The following is a 19,267-nucleotide window of genomic DNA, read 5'->3' on the forward strand; positions in this document are numbered from 1 at the left end:
GGCACGCTGTAGGCCGCTGGTTTGCGCTGGATGCGGGGTTGGGCACCCACATGAATGTGGGATAGTCAAGTCCGTTGCCGGTGGTAGAACCGTCAGGTTGAAGTTTTCCAAAGACGGCGTATGCGTTCCAAGATTCGTTCCCGGCTCGGTTGGCTGGGTGTGCTTTACGTCTTCTGCGCTGCACCAGTTTGGGCAGAGGTTACCGAGAGAGTGGCGCTGGTGGTGGGCAACTCCGCTTACAGGTTCGCACCCTTGGCCAATCCCAAGAATGATGCAGAGGGGATGGCGGCGCTGCTGAGCAAAGCCGGTTTCAAGGTGGATCGTCAACTCGACACCGACATGGGGGCCTTGCAAGATGCGGTGGCCCGCTTCGGGCAAGCCATCAAAGACCCTCAGGTCAAATTTGGCCTGTTCTACTACGCAGGGCATGGCCTGCAGCAGGACTGGCGCAACTACCTGGTGCCGGTCGATGCCAACATTCGCACGGCGGCTGACGTTGCCAAGCAGACTGTGGATGTGAGCCAACTGCTGAAATACATGAAAGAGGAACAGGGTCGCAGCTTTCTGATCATTTTGGATGCTTGCCGTGACGATCCCTTTGCTGGCACTTACAAGCCGTCGGCAAAGGGCTTGAGTCAGTTCGATGCTCCGGTGGGCAGTCTGCTGGCGTATGCCACCGCACCGGGCAATGTGGCGCAGGATGGTGCAGGCAGCAACGGTCTTTACACGAGCAACCTGCTGCGTGAATTTTCTGTGCAAGGTGTGCGGGTTGAAGATGCCTTCAAACGGGTGCGGCTGAGCGTGCGGATGGCCTCACGAGGACAACAGGTGCCCTGGGAGAGCACGTCTCTGGAAGAGGACTTGTATCTATTTCCGAACCCAACCCGTACCTTGACTGAGTCTGAAAAGGATCAGCTTCTTGAAAAGGAAATGAAAGCGTGGCAGGCCGTCAAGAACAACGATGACCCCGAAGTGCTGGCTGCCTTTATTCGAGAGTATCCCAGTGGCAGTGCGAGCGAATTGGCGGGGTCGCGCATGAATCGGTTGCTTTCTGCCCTGGCTAGGCGTGAGCAACAGAAGTTGCTGGCGGCTGCTCAATCGGCAGCCCATGCGGCGCAAGAGTTGATAGAGAGCGAGAGATTGGCGCGTGAGCGTGCTGCAGAAGCGGAAGCCAAGCGTGTGGCAGCGGAGGCGGCCGAGCAGGAGCGACTGCGGCAGGCCCAGGCCCAGGCCGCCCGCGAGGAAGCCCGCCGAGTCGCGCTGGCCAAAGAGGCTGCCGAGCGCGCTGAAATGGCTCGAATCGCTGAGGAGAAGGCCCGGCTGGCTGAAATGGAGGCCGCACGGTTGGCTCGCGCGGCCCAAGAGGAGGCTGCCCGGGTAGCGCGGGCGGCCGAAGAGGAGGCCGCGCGCCAGGCCCGCGTGGCCGAAGCCGAGGCCGCGTCACGGCGCGCTCGCTTGGCTGAGGAAGAGTCCGCTCGATTGGCACGCTTGGCAGAAGAAGACGCTGCTCAACGTGCCCGTCTGCTCGAAGCGAAGGACGCCCGACTGGCTGAGCTGTCCCTGCAAGCCAAACAGCAGGCTGAGCGTGAGGCTCAGCGCATGGAGGCCTTGGCGGTTGCCGAAGCGCAAGAGGAGCGCGCGCGCCAGCAACGGGCGCAGGCCGTGGCGGTGCAGCAAGAAATAGAGCGTCTGGCCGCTCTGCAGGTTCAGCGCGAAGCAGAGGAAAAGCGGCTGCAGGAGCAGGCACGGCAAGCTTTGGCGCTGTTGGCTCAACAGGCTGAGCAGAGCCGCCGTGAAGCCCAGGCCAAAGAGACCCAAAAACTGGCCATGCAGGCCACAGAGGCCGCTTCGGCCGCACCGACGGAGCTGCCTGCCACACCGTATTTCAAAGGGTTTGCCGAGCACCAGCGCAGCTACCAGGTGGGGGATGTCTACACGCTGCGGGTGATTGACCGCGTGAACCGAACCACCAATCCCTTGGTGATGAAGGTGACCCGGGTGGACACGAGCAGCGAACGCGTGGAGTACAACGATGGCGAGTATGAGTCTGACCTGATGGGCAACATCTCCACCAATCTGCGAGGCAGGTTCAGTACACCTCGTCAGTTTTATCCGGCCGAATTGATTGTTGGCAAGAAGTGGACGACACGCTTCGTACAGTCCCGTCCTAACAATGTCAAATACACGTTTGAGTACAAACTCAAAGTCGTCGGCAAAGAGACCATCACTGTGCCTGCCGGTACGTTCGAGACCTTCAAGATTGAAGCCCGCGGCTTCAACAACAATCTGGGCGCTTATCTGGAGCGTGACATCTGGGTGGCGCCTGGCGTGAACGCCGACATCGCTCATGAAATCAGAGTGCGCTTGCGTGGTGGGTGGGTTGAGCAAAACGATCGTCAGGAGCTGGTTTCACAGGTCCGCGGCGGCTAGGAGGCCCCATGCCCCATATTCAAAGTGGCCCCGTGTCCTTCGGGGCGCCAGCCTTGTCCTCTAGTCAGCGCTGTGGATCATCCTGCCCCATCCCACGGCAGCGATCAGTAGATGCGATGGCCGGCAGTCAAGAACATATGGAACGACAACAGGAGTGTGGTTGTGCAACTGCTGGCGAGCATGCTCGCCAGCGTCGCGCGCAGGCCCAGGCGGTGCGCATCGAGCCCCTTTTTCACGGATTGGGTGCCTGGCCAGGCATAGAGCACGGTGCCCAGCATGCCGGCGAATCCCAAGATGGCGCCATGGCACCAGACCTGCATCCATTGCATCGGCGTGGTGGCCGTGAATGCGATGCTGGCCAGATCTCCCAGATCGCCTGCGTGCAGCATCAGGTTGAAGGCCAGGCCCAGTACCAACGTGAACAGCAGCAGCAAGGCGGTCGCTGCCGTGGCAACGACGGCATGGGCCAGCAACACGGGCACGCAATGCGAGGCGGCCTGCGCCGAAATGACGTCGGGCTTGTCGTGCGGTGTGCCGGTCGCTGAGAACGCGCTCAAACGCAGGGCCAGATTCGGTGCGCTGAGCCAGGCCATCAGCGTCGCGCAGGCCCAGGGGGCCACAAATACCGTGATCCACGGCCAGACCTGTTGCACCACCAGTGCCGCCTGGCTTCCCAGTGTCAGCGGCAGAAGAACGAACAAGCCAGCGCCGCTCAGCGCTGCACTCAGCAGCACGAAGGGCATCAATTCGGTGATTTCTACATCGCGCTCGTTGCGCAGCGCGGTTCGGCCTGCAGGCAGCCGCCAACTGCGTCGATGGCACCACAAAGCCCGTAGCGCGATGAGTCGTCGCCCGGTCGACTGACTATGGGGCACATCAAAGCCCGCGCGGGTGTCGTCAGATGCCTGGTTCATGGCGCACTGGCAGCAGGCCTTGCCGTGAGGCTCAGGTCAGACGCTTGCGGCCGCAGCGTTGCCTGGAGCGTGGATTGAGCCTCCTGGGCTTGTTTCAAAAGCGTTGTGTAATGTTGGGCGTTACGTGTGTCGCCGTGCGCCCGGTAGAGGCGGGCCAGCAGATCCAGGTCGGTGTTCACTTTGGAAGCTGCGCCCTGCCCCTGGTCCAGGGCCAGGGCCTTGTGCGTGTTGGCAATGGCTGTACCCAGGTCTCCCAGGCCGGGTGCCATGAGCAGTTCAACCTGGGCACTGACGCGCAAAGCATTGGCCAGATCGGCGCTTGACACCGCACTTTGCAGGGCCGATGCAGCCGCTTGCCTGGCTGCTGGGGCATCCCCTTGCTGCATGTTCAATCGCGCACGCAAAGTGGACAGGGCTGATTGTTCGGCGCAAGACCGGCACAGGGCCTGCGCTCGCGTCAACTGCTCGGCGGCAGCGCTGGGCTCTCGGGTCAGCAATAAGGCCGCCAGACGACCCTGTGCCAGCACCTGTACCGTGGGTGGCAGTGATTCAAGGCTCAGTACCAGGCGGATCGCGGCAAGGGCCGATTCCGGATGCCCGAGTTCGGACTGCACGCGGGCCCAGTTCAACCAGGCCCAGGCTTGAAGTGCTGTTTGGGCCAGTGAGGTGTAGCGCAGCGCCAGCGCTTGATACTGATCGGCGGCCTGGTTCAGGTCACCGTGGGCATAGGCCTGGGCCGCCGCGCGCTCCTGCGCCAGAGCACGGGTGGATGTGAGCGCGAGCGTCGCGGCGGCTTCGCTATCCGTGGCGGGCTGTCGGGGTCTGCTGCAGCCCGACAGGGCCGCGATCAAGGCAACAGTGAGCAGCGCACGCGCAAGCGCTTTGCAAGCATGAACGGCGCGGCCCAGAGTGGGGCTGTCGGGGATATCGGGGCTATGGGGGCTATGGGGGCTGACGGTTGCCGGTTCCGCGTTGAATTCAGGCGCCAGAATCATGGTGAGCTTGTCCGTGTTGGGGGTGCCGTACCGTCTTCAAAGCCATCCAGTGGCAAGGGCACCGGGGAGGCGGTGTTGACCATTGAACTCAGAGGCCAGGTGCGGCGCGCGCCGTCGGTGATTTCGGCCACATCGTCCAGGGAGGCCCGTCCGGCACGCATCGCTGCTGGCAACTGATGGCGCGCCGCTGTGCTGATCTGTTTGACGTCAGCCGTGACGGTCTGGATGTCTGCCATGGTGTCCTGAACTTTCCCCAGCAGTTGCGGAAGTTCTTTTTGCACGGCCAGCAAGGCCGTATTGGCCGATTGCATGAGCTGTGTGGTTGCTTGCAACGTGTGTCGTGCATCTGTTGCCAAGGTTGCCCTGTCTTGATCCGCATGGGCGATCAAGCCCGAGCTTGTCTTGCTGATCGTATTCAGTTGGGCTGAGATCGCCTGAAAATTGACGAGCATCGCGGTCAATGACTCTCGCACCTGGCCGCTGACGGCATTCGCCTCGGTCGTGATTTTGTGGGTATCGTCCAAGATGGGATCGACCTTGCCGATGGCCTGGGTCAACTTCTCGACAGCCACGCGCACGCTGACCATCATGTCGTCCAGGTCGTTGCCATTGTCCATGGGCAGTGTTCCCCCGTCGGCGAGCAGCGGCCTGTCTTGAGGGCCCACAACAATGTCAATGAAGCGCCCGCCGATCGGACTCTCCCGCGTCAAGCGGGCTCGCGTGCCTTCGGTCAGCAGGTTCAGGCGTTGCGCGTCGATTTGCAAATGAGCAGTGACATTCAATTCAGGCGACAACTCGATGGCGTTCACCTCACCAATCTTGAAGCCCTTGAGCTTGACCGGCATGCCAACCTGCACCCCGTTGGCGCCAGGCAGTTGCACCAGAAGCACGACCTTGGGCGTGAACCAGCCCTGTCGCCAGGCGCCAACGCCAGTCAGGACAATTGCTGACACCAGGGAGAGCACAATCCACAACCGGCCGGCATGGGCCTGGTCCAAAGGCTGCGGGGCTTGAGTATCTTCAAAGGTAGGCATGGCGCTCAAGCTCCTGGGCCTTCATGCGGGTGGGGGAGGGCGGGTTCAATCTTTTTCCTCGACGCTCAGCAGGGCCGCTCCGTAGGCGTCCGAACAAGCGGGCCCTGTGTTGGACGACCTCTGCGCATTGCGTCCCTCACGGCCGGCGCACGAACCGGTGGCGCCCAACGATCCGGTCAGCAACTGGTACCCCAGGGCCGCACGTCCCTGGGCGTCGTTGAGTGACTTTACGAAGGGGCCCGCCTTGGTGGTATAGGGGCTGTCGCGCAATGGCGCCAGGTCGCGCGCTTGGTCCGTGACCATGACCAGCAAGCTATCGGTTCCGGCGGGGCCGGACGCCCTGAGCCGCCAATGAGGCCGTGGCAATCGCACGCTGGCTCCTGCCGAAACCTTGTTGTCGCGGTCCAGTTCGTTTGGAAACAGCAAGTACAACGAACGGTTGTCAGACCCGGCCATGACCACATAGAGGTAACCATCGCGGCTCGAGTTCAATTGCAAATCAACGAAGTCCTGGCCGATTTTCAAAGGCGCTTTGTTCAGTTGGGCGCGGACCTGTCGTTTGGCATCGCGTTGGTCAAAGATTTGGCGCAATGCCTGCTCGCCAGTGAACTGTTGCACCGGGGCCGGCTGGCTCGTCGCCTCGGCTTGGGGTACAGCGGCCGCCATGGCCTCGGACACCGGCTGATGGAACCAGGTCGGTACAAAAGAGGAATTGCCGTGCAAGGTGATGTTGTGCGGCTTGAACAACGCATCGTTTTGCATGCGCTGGTTCAATTTGCCTTGGGCGCATTGCCGGATCTCATCCACTGAGACGGCTCCACTGCCATCCAGGTCCTGGGCGTCACGCAACATGCAGTCGCGCATGTACTGGGTGGCCAGCCCCCCTTTTTCCTCGTCGTCAAAACTGACTTCGTTGTCACGTGAGGCGCTGACATAGATGATGTCCTGGGCCAACGCGCCTTGCTCCGTCTGCTCCACCGCGAGATTGCGTCCTTTGACATTCACCGGTCGAGAACACTCGTCGGAGGTCGCGACAAACTTGGGTCTCAGCACACCCTCATCATTGCTGTTTTGAAACCCTCGGGTGCGCACCGTCTGGGCGGTCTGCACAATGCCACCGGAATGACAGGCGTCGTACATCACAAACAGCTTGTCTGATTTTTTGACGATAGGCTTCAACAGATCTGCCATTTCCCGGTTAGTCACCGTGCCCTGTGGCCCACCGTCGTAGGCCAGCAGTGCCTCCACGCAATTGCCGGCTTGTGCATCCTTGTAGCGGGTACCGTGGCCCGAGTAATGCAAAAACACCCGGTCACCCTCCTCGATGCGGGTGCTCAACTCCTGCAGGGCCTTGCGTATGCCATCGCCTGTGGCGGCCTCGTCTTGCAGGTAGGTGATGTTGCCGGGCGGCACCTGCATGGCCTGCGCCATCTGGGTGGCCGACTCCCGGTCAACGTGGGTGCCCGGCAGTTCGGGGATGCGCGGGTCAGCATAGCGGCTGATACCGATGATCAGCGCATGACGGTTGTCCCGTGCTGGCAGGTTGCGAACGCCCAATGTCATCGCGCTGTGGGCACGCTCCGTGCGGCCATTGAGCAGGGTGGCCGCCTGTGCATTGCCCACTTGCAGGTTCAGCGCACCAGCGCGTACCCAGCCGACCCGTGTTTTCTCCGAGGGGCGCCCAGGGCTGTCGGCACCCGAGCTTTCTTGCCACGAGACTTGTGCCCAGCCACCTTCCAGACTCCGGACCTGCACCGTGGCGCCCGTTGGCAGTGTCGCTAGCACGTCAGCGGTCGGCAGTTTGTCGGCGCGCATTTCACTGGCACGCAACAACTGCGTGACCTGAGCCGGTGGCGGGCTGGGTGCCGCCGGCACGGCTTGCTGGGCGAGGCTGGGCAAGCCCAGCAAGAAAATGGCCGTGAGTGCAAGGGCGCTACCGGAAATGTGTCCTGGGGCTTTCATGGGGCGCTTGAAAATGAGTGGGTTGGATTGAATGGGGCGGCCTGGCTGAGCATCAATGACCACGCTGCCAGCATGTTGGCCAACAGCTGATTGGCCTGGCAGGTCACCATCGGGCTGTTGCGATGGAGCCAAGGCTCAAGAACCTTCAGCAAGTGTTCGTGCACATGGCTCAGCACGCCGGCGGGACCCACAACCGCCACGACCTCTGCCAAGGCTGGGTAGTGGCGTTTGGCAGGCCATTTGACTTCGCCTTCTGGCAGCACCAGGCGGCAGCTCGGGGCATGGCGCTGCAGGGCATCCATCAAGTGCTCCAGGGCCGCTGCATCCCAAGGCTCATGACCTGCCAGCAGGCACAGCTCCACGGTGCCGGTCTGCAACGCTTCCGACAGATGACACCAGTAGTCGCGACGCCGTTCGCTCCACAAGCGCAAGCTGCTCAGCATCAGCAAGCCGAATCCGGCAGCCAGGTGCAGATCAATGAATAGCGGCAGCAGGTTGAGCGACAGATAGCTCACGACCAGCAGCAGGGCCGGTACCACCACCGTGACAGGGGCCAGGCTGGCGACGCTGTGCCGGCTCACCCACAGCGTCAGGACCACGAACAGAGCACCCGCCAACATCACCTGCAGCCAAGGGGAGAGCGTGGACAGGCGGTGTTGGTTGAGCGCGTTATCCACCACGGTGGCCAGCGCATCGACGCCGAGGTGAGCGGGCGCCAGAGCGGTGGGATGCACGTCATGCAGGCCAGGCGCACTGGAGCCGATGATGACGACTTTCCCCGCGAACGTGGGCATCGCTGGGTCGGTCTGGCCACCCTCGGCCTGGGCAAAGACGTCTGCAAACGAGACGCGGGGATAAATGTCCGCCTTGGCGCGCCAGGCAATCAGCTCTCGGCTTTGGTAGCCGCTTTCATGGGCAGATGCGGCGATGTCGCGGTAGGTCTGAGGGGCCACCTCGGCCAGCACGCTGAGCGCAATCGATTGGATGGCCGAGCCGTCCTTCAACCGTTCGGCATATCGAAAATGACGCAGCACGCCATCGTCATCCACGTAGGCGTTGTTGTAGCCCAGGCGCGATGCCGCCAGTGCCGGAAGTGTGGGGGGAATCAATGCCACCGTGCGGGTCTGGCCTGTGTTGGCCGGCGCGGAACCGGCTGACCCGGTGGGCAGCCACAAGCCAGGCAACGTGGCCTGGTTGATCAGGCTTCTGGTGTCATTTTCGGTCGGCAGGCGCACCACCGAGAAGTGACTGTGCCGGCTGTTGGCGGCCGCGCGGTCAAAGGCGGCATCGCCACCTGGATTGAGCTTGTCCGGGTCCGAGAACGCCACATCCCACAGGATCGCCACGGGCCTCTGGCTTTCCAGATGGTCCAGTACGGTGGCCAAGGTCTCGCGTGACCACGGCCACTGCCCGAATTCCTTGCCCATGCGCACCAGCGAGGCCTCGTCGATGTCCACGATGATCACGCGCGGGTCGGGCGCATGGGCATGAAAGCGCGCCCGCACCATCGCGTCGTAAGTCGAGGCGGCCAGGCCACTGCTGAGGTGCATCAACGAGACGTCAACCACGGCCCACAGGCCCAGCAGCGCAGCCAAGCCCCAGGTCACATGACGCGAAGGAAGGCGTCCCAGGTTGCGCCAAAGGCGTTGGAGCGTGTTCACCATGGGCAGGGCGCGAGCCGATGCGCACGCAGGTTCTGATGAGCCGCCTGCAGACAGGGGCCTGGGCGGATGGTTTCAAGACCCCTGAACATGGACGATGCGCACACGACGGTTTTCAGCGGCCATGGGGTCTGCCGGGTTGACGGGGTGGCTGCTGCCCTTGCCAACCGCCCGCAAGCGCACCGATTGCACGGTCTGGCGCACGAGAAATTCCCTCACTGCCTCGGCGCGGGCTTGGCTCAGTTGCAGGTTGTAGGTTTCGCGGCCCTTGCCGTCGGAGTGCCCCTCGATCACAAAGCTGGCATTGCTCAGTTCTGGCGAAAGCAGGGCCATCGCCAGATTTCTCAAGGCGTCCTGGCTCTCGGGGCGGATCTGCGCCGAATTGAAATCAAACTGGATCTGCAGCGACAAGGCAGGTTCTGCCACAACCTCGACACTCAGGTTTCTGAGGCTGCGGGTGCGGCCCTGGGCTGTGCTGGGAATCAGCTTGAGCTGCTCGATCATCTGATCTGTGCTGGGCAAGGCTGTGGCACTTTCAAAGGCCGCCTGGGCCTCGGCGTCCAGGTTTGCCAGCAAGGCCAGCACCGCCAGCACGGCCTGCATTGCCCCGGAACGCAGGCGCGTGGGTGGGTTGACCGGGGGCCTGGTGTGCTGCGACGACAACATGTTCATTGGGTAGATCGGTGAATCGAGTGGGTTTGGCTGTCGTGGCGTGCGTTGCTCTTCTCACCGGCCAGGGTCAACAGGTTGAAGAAGTTTGTGTTCAAGGGCGTCTGTCATGGTCTCGAATCGCCATCGGATCGCGTCGTTGACGTTGAACGCCTCGCGTTGAATCTCACGACGGCTGCCTTCAGTGAGGGCGCCAACACCTGCCACCGGCTTTTCATCATGGCCATCGGTGCATCGATCTCGTCCACTGCGCAGCCAATAGGCACTTCGCGGTCGGGCGGAAAGCACACACCGCCAACGCCGTGGACTTTGCCAAACGCATATTCATCCAGGGTAGCCTCAGTTGCTCAAATCAGGCTGTTGATTCCGAGAACCTTATCTCGGCCGGTGTTCGGCGTCATCGCATATTCATGTCATGCGCGAAGGCAAATTTCGTCACTACATTGGCCAGTGCAGAAAACCTGCATGAGAAGTCGTATACGTCAGAAAAGGTGTTTTATGAAGACGAGGGATGAAGAGTTGAAGGGGGCTGGCCCCCTGCATGGGACCGCATTTGGTGGGAGATTGCCGCGCCTGGGCTTGCTGGCTTCAGCGACTGTGCTTGCTGCGGTGCTTTCGGCCTGCGGTGGCGGTTCCACTGCGTCGGTGGATCCGCTTGCGCCGGCAGAACAGTCCGATCTCGCCAAAGCACCCGATCTCTACGGTATCGATTCGTCCGGTGTCGGTGGCGATGGTGGTGGTGACGGTGGCGCTGCCGGGGGGGCTGGAGACGGCGCGCCATTGGGTCGCGCGACCGTGACTCTCACGGATTCCCAAGGCAATACGGTGAGCGGCACAACCGATGCGAATGGCAAGTTCCTCTTGAAGTACAAGACCTCCGTCTTCAAGCCGCCGATGGTTCTGCGGGTGGTGGACGCTGGCGGTAATGTGCTTGCCAGTGCGACCGATGAAAGTGCCGCCACAGGCAAGGTGCATCGCATCAGCGTCAACCCCCTCACCGACAAGATCACCTCGGACATCTTGCAAGGCGCCGTGACGGGCACCGATAAAGCCTACGATGGCTCCAAGCTGGATGCGAGCAAACTGGCGTCGGCCAAAGCAAACTTGCTGGCTTCGGTCAGTACCGCGCTGCAGACCGCTGGCTTTGGCGACACCAGCAAGTTTGATGCGGTGAAGTCAGTCTATGCCTACGATGGCAACGGTGTCGATGCCGTGATCGAGTCCATCAGCCACACACGCGATCCGGGCACCGGCGTGACCCAATTGCGGGCCAAACTGACTGGGATTCAAAACAATGCCGACGGGACCGTGGTCTCCAATTTGATCACGGCCGCCACACCGCTGCCCAGCAGTGCCGTGGCGTTACCGAGCAACCCGGCGCTGACCTATTCCAAGCTCAATGCTTGGGTCGTTGAGCTGAACCGCTGCCTGGCGTTGGCACCCGCTGCGCGAGCCGCCGATGCCAATTGCATCAACAACACGGGCGAGCGCCTAGTGTCCAACAGCTTCAAGAACAGCAGTATGGATTTGGCGGCGAGCTACAGCAACCTCTTCAGCAACACCGACCGCTCTGCCGTGCAGGGCAGTACAGCTTCCAATCCCGTGGTGCTGTTCACTGCGCGTTCCAGCGGAAGTAACGTTGACGATATCGCGGTGGTGGAACTGACGATCAATCAGCCTGGAACAGGCCCGTTGGCGGGCAGTTCGACTACCCCAATCTCTTACACGAGTACTTTCGTGTTCCGGCGCGACGACAACTTGACGCGCGCGGTGGCCGGGAACTGGATCCTGAAGGGCAACCAGCGCAATTTCAACTGGAGTATCGAGCCCGAATATTTCCGATCGACGCAAGCGAACCCTGCCCGACAGGCCAACGTCAATGATGGGAAGAACTACCCCTCCTTTGCAACGGCAGGTTTGCGCCTCAACTTTTCGGGGGCCTCCTTCGACCCTGCTACTGCTACTTTCAAAGCATCGGGCGTTTACGCTGTTCGTTTGACGGGGCCAGGCTTGCCCAGCGGCGGTGTCGTGTGGGCGCCCATCGACACGACGGGCACTTCGGTTTTGCGTATTCTCAATAAGACTGGCACCATTCCCTCGCCCGGCACTTTGACGACTGTCCCGCAGCGTGATTTTCGGATGGGGGGGGTAACCCTGGGGGGTGAGCCGCTCGCCGTCTGGAATGGCAACCTTGTCTATCGAGCTGATAGCCCTTCAGGGACTGATTTCAGCAAGATCCAGATGGCTGCGCAGTACCAAGCCGAAATCTATGTGAATGGCTCCAGCACGCCGATCATAGAAACCGCACGCCTCACAGCCCCTATACAGGCGCCTTCGTTGGTAACTTCAACGCCGATGCACGACATGTCGGGCAATCTGGCTGCCGTAGCGCCGCCGCGGGCTGCCAGCTCCACCGTGACCACGCAATGGGTGCGGGTGGCAGGTGCGCCGACCATTGATTCGGCAAGCACCTACTATATGTACAACTCGATCAATAAATTGATTGTTGCTTCTGCGAATGTGTCTGATGCCTTGTCGGTCAAACCGACATCGACCAGTGTGACCATCAGCAACGGAGCGGCAGGCTTCCCTGCCGCCACGACCGCAGATTATCTCGAGTTGGACATCTACGGCCGTTTGGCTCGCGCATATTACGCCCAAGGGTATGTCTATTCGCCATGAGTGAGGTCAGGTGAGGCGGCCGCCCTGCGGGGCGTGGTCAGCGGATCACGGCCAGCAGAGGTAGCTGCCCCACTCAACTTTGCATCCGCAGTAAGGCGGATGCATTTAGCCGTCTTCCAAAATGACTCTCAACACCAATGAATACAAGCCCCATTCGGGTACTTTGAAGGCGTTATTCATGACCCGACCACTGATGCTCAGTTTCATGCTGGCTTTGGTTCTGACAGCTTGCACCACAAACCCGCCGGAGAACCAGGTCAAGCTTGAAGGCACCCCGGCTCAAAGCAAACTGCAGTTTGTCGATCTGCAACAGTTTGACAGCGACTTGGCCCATAGCCTCTCGAAAGAGATGCCAACGGTCGAAATCGATTTCTACGGTAAGGTCACTCCTAACAATCTCCCGGAAAGACTCCGTCCCTGGATGGCCTCGTTGGAGGCCAATGGCGGGACCGTCAGGTTGGCCAGCACCGAGTCCACCGTCACGACACGAAGCCCCTTGCTTTTGATCGGCGTACTGAGCTCGCTTTGGTCGGCGGCCAAGATGGGAGCAGACATCAAAAGCAAGCTGGATTACAAGAAGACCAAGGGCTACAACGCGACCATCTACATCAAGACGGCACCGGATGGTGAAGTCGTGGTTGAAAAAGTGCTGCTGACACAGCAGCCGCCTGTCAAAGTACCTTAGCCTTGCCCGACCGTCACCCGGCGAACAGTCTGGGCCCGTGGCGACCTGGTGGGCTTTTCGCCTCACACCGATTCATCGGCACTTTGATACGGGTCAGGCAGGTTCTCCAGCCCAGGGGGTACCCCTCTGCGCATGAGCCTTTGATGAATGCTGCGCGTCAAGCCTTGTGCCGTGTTCATATTTTTGGGCAAGGTAGAGCGTGTCAGCGCGGGCATGCATCGCTGACCGGCAAGCGCCGAACTCAACAAAGGTTCCGCCTTGGCGTCTTCGGTCTCCTATTCCGTCGTCGGGTAAGCAACTCAAGGCCGCGAGGATGGGTCCGGTGCCTGCACGCGCCTTCTTGTAGGGATTTCAGCACCATCTTGTGACGCAGAGTCCTACAAAGCCCGATCTCTGCGCACGCTTCTGGTGAAAATTGTGTGCAATCTCAAAAAAAGATTGTGTACAAAGCTGGCACGGACTGTGCTCCATGTGGGGCATGGACGCATCAAAGACCTCTTCCGGCCCGGTGGCCTCGCGGGCTGCCGGCATTGAACTGATTGCGCTGAGCAAGCGCTACGACGGCGGCAGTGTGGCGGTGAATGCCATCGATCTGCGCATTGCCGAGGGCAGCTACTGTTGTCTGCTGGGCCCTTCGGGCTGTGGCAAGAGCACCACCTTGCGCATGATTGCGGGCCACGAGTCGGTGAGCAGCGGCGACATCCTGATGGGCTCGCGCAACATCACCGATTTGCCGGCAGCGGCCCGGGGCACGGCCATGATGTTCCAGAGCTTTGCGCTGTTCCCCCACCTGACGGCACTAGACAACGTGGCCTTCAGCCTGAAGATGAAGGGCGTGGCCCGGGCCGAGCGGCAGCAGCAGGCCCAGGCCCTGCTGGAGCGCGTGGCCATGGGCCACCTGGCCCAGCGTCTGCCGGGCGAGCTGTCGGGCGGCCAGCAGCAGCGCGTGGCGTTGGCGCGGGCACTGATGAACCACCCCAAGGTCTTGTTGCTCGACGAGCCGCTTTCTGCGCTCGACCCCTTTTTGCGCATCCAGATGCGGGCCGAGCTGCGCCGCTGGCAGCAGGAGCTGGGCCTGACCTTCATCCACGTCACCCACTCGCAGGAAGAGGCCATGGCCCTGGCCGACACCATGGTGGTGATGAACCATGGCGTGATTGAGCAAGTGGGCTCGCCGCACCAGATCTACAACCGCCCGGTCAACGAGTTTGTGGCGCGCTTCATGGGCGGGCACAACGTGCTGCGCCTGCCGCAGGGCTTGATGGCGGTGCGCAACGACCACCTGCAACTGGGCAGCCCGGCCGAGGCCTGCCCCAGCCTGGGGGGCACGGTGACCGACGTCGAATACCAGGGCACCCATGTGCTGCTCGGGGTGGAGGCGGTCGATCAGCAGGGCGCCACCGGTGTCACCGTGATGGTGCCCGAGGCCCGTTTTGCCGAGCACCCCGTGCAGTTGGGCCAGGCCGTGAGCCTGTGGTGGCAGCCCCAGCAGGCCCATGCCCTGGCGGCCTGAGCCTGGCCCATGCGATTTCTGTCGTCCCCGCGTTAGCCGTTTTCTTTCACTTGTTTCCACTCAACTTCTGGAGCTTTGACCATGTCTGATTCCCAGTCCTCCCCCAAGGCAGATGTGCCCAAGACCGATCTGTCCGAGACCGCTGTGCAACGCCGATCCCTGCTCAAGGGCACGGCGGGCATCCTGGCCGCGGGCGTGTTCCCGGCCGTGCATGCCCAGGACAAGCCTGTGCTGCGCTACCTGGGCACGGCGGTCAACCAGGACAAGGCGATTGCCGAGAAGTTCAAGGCCGACACCGGCATCACCCTGCAGTACGTGGCCGTGACCACCGACGACGTGACCAAGCGCGCCGTCACCGCGCCCAACAGCTTTGATCTGATCGACACCGAGTACTTCTCGCTCAAGAAGATCGTGCCCACCGGCAACCTCAAGGGCATCAGCACCAAGCGTGTGAAGAACGCCGACAAGATCACCTCGCTGTTCACCACCGGCACCGTGGCCGGCAAGCTTGTGGGTGACCAGGGCACCGCGCCCAAGAAGGTGATCTTTCTGGAAGGCGAGAAGAGCAAGGTGTTTGCCAAGGCGCCCACCGAGTGGATGTCGCTGATCCCCACCACCTACAACGCCGACACGCTGGGCATCCGCCCCGACTTGATCAAGCGCCCGATCAGCTCGTGGGCCGAGCTGCTGAACCCCGAGTTCAAGGGCAAGGCGGCCATCCTCAACATCCCCTCCATCGGCATCATGGACGCGGCCATGGTGGTCGAGGCCAAGGGCATCCACAAGTACGCCGACAAGGGCAACATGACCAAGGCCGAGATCGACCTCACGATCAAGACCCTGATCGAGGCCAAGAAGGCCGGCCAGTTCCGTGCCTTGTGGAAGGATTTCAACGAGTCGGTCAACCTGATGGCCTCGGGCGAGGTGGTGATCCAGTCGATGTGGTCGCCCGCCGTGACGGCCGTGCGCGGCAAGGGCATCGACTGCGTGTTCCAGCCGCTCAAGGAGGGCTACCGCGCCTGGGCCTCGGGCTTTGGCCTGCCGGCCACGTTGTCAGGGGCCAAGCTCGATGCCGCCTACGAGTTCATCAATTGGTTCCTCGACGGCTGGGCCGGTGCCTACCTGAACCGCCAGGGCTACTACAGCGCGGTGCTCGAGACCGCCAAGGCCAAGATGGAAGCCTACGAGTGGGCCTACTGGATGGAAGGCAAGGCTGCCGCCCAGGACATCAAGAACCCCCATGGCGAGGTGATCGCCAAGGCGGGTAGCGTGCGCGATGGCGGCAGCTACGAGCAGCGCATGGGCGGCATCGCCTGCTGGAACGCGGTCATGGACGAGAACGAGTACATGGTTCGCAAGTGGAACGAGTTTGTCGCGGCCTGACCCGATGAGCACGGTTGTAGCCCCCACCCAGGCGCCGGCCGGCGCCGTGGCGCGCGGGCTGCCTGCCTGGTGGCAGGCGGCTCCGTTCAGCACGGTGTTCGCGCTGTTCTTTGTGCTGCCGCTGCTGCTGGTGTTGATGGTCAGCTTCTGGCACTTCAACGAGTACGAGCTGATCCCCGGCTTCACGCTGCACAACTACGCGGCCATCTTCGAGGGCTGCAGCCAGCGCACCGACCAGGGCGACCTGTGCGTCACCCTGAGCACCTACCTCTCCACGCTCAAGTTCTGCGTGCTGGTCTGGGGCATCACCTTGCTGCTGGGTTTTGCGGTGGCGTATTTCCTGGCCTTCCACGTGCCTTCGGCGGGCGTGCAGACCGGTCTGTTCGTGCTGTGCACGGTGCCGTTCTGGACCTCGAACGTGATCCGCATGATCTCGTGGGTGCCGCTGCTGGGCCGCAACGGCCTGGTCAACCAGACCCTGCAGGGCCTGGGCCTGACCCAGGGCCCGTTGGACTGGCTGCTTTACTCTGATTTTTCGGTGGTGCTGGCCTTTGTGCACCTGTACACGCTGTTCATGATCGTGCCCATCTTCAACAGCATGATGCGCATCGACAGCAGCCTGCTGGAGGCCGCCAGCGATGCCGGCGCCTCGGCCTGGCAGACGCTGTGGCATGTGATCGTGCCCTTGTCGCGCACGGGGGTGCTGATCGGGTCGATCTTTGTGATCACCATCGTCATGGGCGACTTTGTCACCATCGGCGTGATGGGCGGGCAGCAGATCGCCTCGGTGGGCAAGATCATCCAGGTCCAGACCTCGTACCTTCAGTTTCCCCTGGCGGCGGCCAACGCCGTGATTTTGCTGGCGGTGGTGTTGATGATCATCTGGGGCCTGACGCGCCTGGTCGACATCCGCCGCGAGCTGTGAGAGGCCCCCCATGCCCCGTTCCATGACCCGTCAACGCGCCCCCGGCTTCTGGCCGCTGGCGCTGGTGTTTGCCCTTTTTGTGGCCTTTTTGTACGGGCCCATGCTCACCATCGTGGTGTTGAGCTTCCAGGGCCCCGAAGGCGGCCTGACCTTTCCGCTGCGCGGGGTCTCGCTGCACTGGTTTGCGCAACTGGCCCAGGGCCTGGGCACCGTGGACATCGGCGCGGCCTTCATGCGCTCGCTCGGGCTGGGGGCCATGGTGATGGTCTTGACCGTGCTGCTGTCGGTGTTGGCCGGCCTGGCCTTTCGCAAGCGGCTGCGCGGTGGGCAGGTGCTGTTCTTTGTCACCGTGGCCAGCCTGATCATGCCCTCCATCGTGGTGTCGCTGGGCATCGGGCTGCAGTTCCGCCTGCTCGATGATGGCCTCAAGGCCTTGCTGGCCTGGTGCGGTGCCGACGCGCTGCTCGAGGGCTACGGCAGCTCGCTGGGCCTCATGACCTCTGCGCTGGGCGCCCACCTCACCTGGACGCTGCCCTTCGGCCTGCTGATCATGTTTGCGGTGTTCAACCGCTTCAACCCGGCTTACGAAGAGGCCGCCCGTGACCTGGGCGCCACCCCGTGGCAGACCTTCCGCCATGTGGTGCTGCCCCTGATCGGCCCCTCGGTGGTGGGCGTGGGCATGTTCGGCTTCACGCTGAGCTGGGACGAGATCGCCCGCACCTCGCAGGCCATCGGCGACGTGAACACCTTGCCACTGGAGCTGCAGGGCCTGACCGCCACCGTCACCACCCCGGCCATCTACGCCCTGGGCACCGTCACCACCGTGGTGTCGTTTGCCGTGATGGGCCTGGCCGTGGCCGCCGCAGCCTGGATGAAGCGGCGCCGCCGCAAGGAGGTCTGATGACCCGCACCGATGAAGTCGCCATGACAAGCCCTGTTTCTGCCCCTGCCTCTGCTTCTGGCCATGCTTCTGGCCCTGTTCCAAGCCCCGTGCTCCCCCTGAGCGACAGCGAGATGTACGACCGCATCGTGTCGGCGGTGCTGGACCACCACCTGCCGCCCGGCACCAAGCTGGTCGAAGACAAGCTGGCCACCGCCTTCGGGGTGTCGCGCACGCGCATCCGGCCGGTGCTGGTGCGCCTGGCCAATGAACAGATCGTCACGCTCACCCCCAACCGCGGCGCCACCATCGCCCAGCCCACCGAGCAGGAGGCTCGCGAGGTGTTCGGGGCGCGCCGGCTGATCGAGCCCATGTTGGTGGAGCTGTTTATCCAGCGCGCCAGTGTGGGCGAGGTGCAGCAGCTGCGCGACAGCATCGAGCAGGAAGAAGCCGCGCGCGCCCAGGGTGACATGCGCCGCGCCATCCGCCTGTCGGGCGACTTTCATCTGCGCATTGCCGAAGGCTCAGGCCACCAGACCCTGGGCCGCATCCTGCGCGAGCTGGTGTCGCGCACCTCGCTGATCCTCATGACCTACAGCGCCCACCACGCCGCCGAGCGTGAAGAGGCCACGGCCTGCGGCTGCCGCGAGCACCGCGCCCTGATCGACGCCATCCGCCTGCGCGACCCGGCCGAGGCGGCCCGCCGCATGCGCGACCACCTGGCCCGGCTGGAGACGCAGCTGCACTTCGGCCCGGCGGAAGCCGCTGCGCCCGATCTGGTGGCCCTGCTGGGCAGCGCCGGGTGAGGTCCATCAAGCCGGTGAAGCCCACGATGCCTACAAAGCGCCTTCTGGTCATCAACCCCAACACCTCTGAATCGGTCAGTGCGCTGTTGCAGCAACACATCGCCCAGGCGCTGGCTGACCTTGCGTCGCCGGTCGCGGCACACACCGTGACCGCGCGCTTCGGCGCTCCTTACATTGCCGACGAGGTCAGCTACCAGGTGGCCGGCCATGCGGTGCTCGATGCCTGGGGAGCCGAGCCAGAGCGGGCCGTCACGCCTCCCGACGGCGTGCTGATCGGCTGTTTTGGCGACCCGGGCCTGTGGGCGCTCAGGGAGTGCAGCCCCGTGCCCGTCACCGGCCTGGCCGAGGCCGCCTTCACCGAAGCGGCCCGCCTGGGCCGCTTTGCCGTGGTCACCGGGGGCGAGCGCTGGGGCCCCATGCTGCAACGCCTGGCCCTGCAATTGGGCTTTGCGCCGCAACTGGCCGGGGTGTGGACCGTGGCCCCCAGCGGTGCCGAGATGGCCGCCGACCCGGATGGCGCTCTGCGCGTGCTGGCCCAGGCCTGCCATGAGGCCCAGGCGCGCTGGGCCCCCGATGCGCTGATCATCGGTGGCGCGGGCCTGGCCGGCATGGCCGCCCAGTTGCAGTCGGGCAGCGGCCTGCCCTTGATCGACAGCGTGCAGGCGGGCGTGCGGCAGTTGCTGGGGCACATGGAGCTTGCACCGGCAGCTTGACGGCGGCCTGGGCAG

15 protein-coding genes are annotated in these 19,267 nt (G+C 62.9%); 9 read left to right on the forward strand and 6 right to left on the reverse strand.

All coding sequences use genetic code 11. The annotated features are described in order from the left end of the window. Positions 1-120 precede the first annotated feature (120 nt). On the forward strand, positions 121-2,430 hold the full coding sequence (locus L880_RS34295; RefSeq protein ID WP_084461096.1) for a caspase family protein: 2,310 nt from the start codon (positions 121-123) through the stop codon (positions 2,428-2,430). Between the two features lie 104 nt (positions 2,431-2,534). Here L880_RS34295 and L880_RS0107170 read toward each other — a convergent pair whose 3' ends face one another. The 6 genes from L880_RS0107170 to L880_RS0107195 form a co-directional block, all read right to left on the reverse strand. Continuing rightward, positions 2,535-3,344: a hypothetical protein gene (locus L880_RS0107170; protein ID WP_157462676.1), complete on the reverse strand. Its 810-nt coding sequence runs from the start codon at positions 3,342-3,344 to the stop codon at positions 2,535-2,537. After that, on the reverse strand, positions 3,341-4,339 hold the full coding sequence (locus tag L880_RS0107175) for a tetratricopeptide repeat protein (protein WP_027475090.1): 999 nt from the start codon (positions 4,337-4,339) through the stop codon (positions 3,341-3,343). Before L880_RS0107175 ends, L880_RS0107170 begins: the two co-directional genes overlap by 4 nt. Beyond that, positions 4,336-5,373, reverse strand: coding sequence for an MlaD family protein (locus L880_RS0107180; RefSeq protein WP_157462680.1), 1,038 nt, complete (start codon positions 5,371-5,373; stop codon positions 4,336-4,338). Before L880_RS0107180 ends, L880_RS0107175 begins: the two co-directional genes overlap by 4 nt. Before the next feature lie 45 nt (positions 5,374-5,418). Beyond that, on the reverse strand, positions 5,419-7,335 hold the full coding sequence (locus L880_RS0107185; protein WP_084461098.1) for a caspase family protein: 1,917 nt from the start codon (positions 7,333-7,335) through the stop codon (positions 5,419-5,421). Then, positions 7,332-8,930: a CHASE2 domain-containing protein gene (locus L880_RS0107190; protein WP_169737732.1), complete on the reverse strand. Its 1,599-nt coding sequence runs from the start codon at positions 8,928-8,930 to the stop codon at positions 7,332-7,334. The genes L880_RS0107185 and L880_RS0107190 overlap by 4 nt, the downstream gene beginning before the upstream one ends. 141 nt (positions 8,931-9,071) lie before the next feature. Beyond that, entirely contained in the window at positions 9,072-9,668 is a 597-nt protein-coding gene (locus tag L880_RS0107195) for an OmpA family protein (RefSeq protein WP_211245289.1), read from the reverse strand. A gap of 462 nt (positions 9,669-10,130) precedes the next feature. Between L880_RS0107195 and L880_RS0107200 the strand changes: the two genes are divergently transcribed. The 8 genes from L880_RS0107200 (at position 10,131) to L880_RS0107235 (ending at position 19,252) form a co-directional block, all read left to right on the forward strand. After that, positions 10,131-12,347 carry a hypothetical protein gene (locus L880_RS0107200; protein WP_157462683.1) on the forward strand — a complete coding sequence of 739 codons (2,217 nt, stop codon included), beginning with the start codon at positions 10,131-10,133 and terminating at the stop codon, positions 12,345-12,347. Positions 12,348-12,525: 178 nt separating this feature from the next. Continuing rightward, positions 12,526-13,032, forward strand: coding sequence for a hypothetical protein (locus L880_RS0107205; RefSeq protein ID WP_157462685.1), 507 nt, complete (start codon positions 12,526-12,528; stop codon positions 13,030-13,032). 469 nt (positions 13,033-13,501) lie between these two features. Further along, positions 13,502-14,545, forward strand: a complete 1,044-nt coding sequence (locus tag L880_RS0107210; RefSeq protein WP_027475097.1) for an ABC transporter ATP-binding protein — start codon at positions 13,502-13,504, stop codon at positions 14,543-14,545. Positions 14,546-14,626: 81 nt separating this feature from the next. Further along, positions 14,627-15,928, forward strand: coding sequence for an ABC transporter substrate-binding protein (locus L880_RS0107215; RefSeq protein ID WP_027475098.1), 1,302 nt, complete (start codon positions 14,627-14,629; stop codon positions 15,926-15,928). 4 nt (positions 15,929-15,932) lie between these two features. After that, a complete protein-coding gene (locus L880_RS0107220) occupies positions 15,933-16,853 on the forward strand; it encodes an ABC transporter permease (protein WP_027475099.1) in 921 nt (306 codons plus the stop codon). Between the two features lie 10 nt (positions 16,854-16,863). Next, entirely contained in the window at positions 16,864-17,754 is an 891-nt protein-coding gene (locus tag L880_RS0107225; RefSeq protein ID WP_027475100.1) for an ABC transporter permease, read from the forward strand. A gap of 113 nt (positions 17,755-17,867) precedes the next feature. Further along, on the forward strand, positions 17,868-18,539 hold the full coding sequence (locus L880_RS0107230) for a GntR family transcriptional regulator (RefSeq protein ID WP_169737739.1): 672 nt from the start codon (positions 17,868-17,870) through the stop codon (positions 18,537-18,539). A 26-nt stretch (positions 18,540-18,565) separates the two neighbouring features. Next, on the forward strand, positions 18,566-19,252 hold the full coding sequence (locus tag L880_RS0107235) for an aspartate/glutamate racemase family protein (RefSeq protein ID WP_027475102.1): 687 nt from the start codon (positions 18,566-18,568) through the stop codon (positions 19,250-19,252). Positions 19,253-19,267 lie beyond the last annotated feature (15 nt).

Source organism: Curvibacter gracilis ATCC BAA-807 (genome assembly GCF_000518645.1).
Taxonomy (GTDB): domain Bacteria; phylum Pseudomonadota; class Gammaproteobacteria; order Burkholderiales; family Burkholderiaceae_C; genus Curvibacter; species Curvibacter gracilis.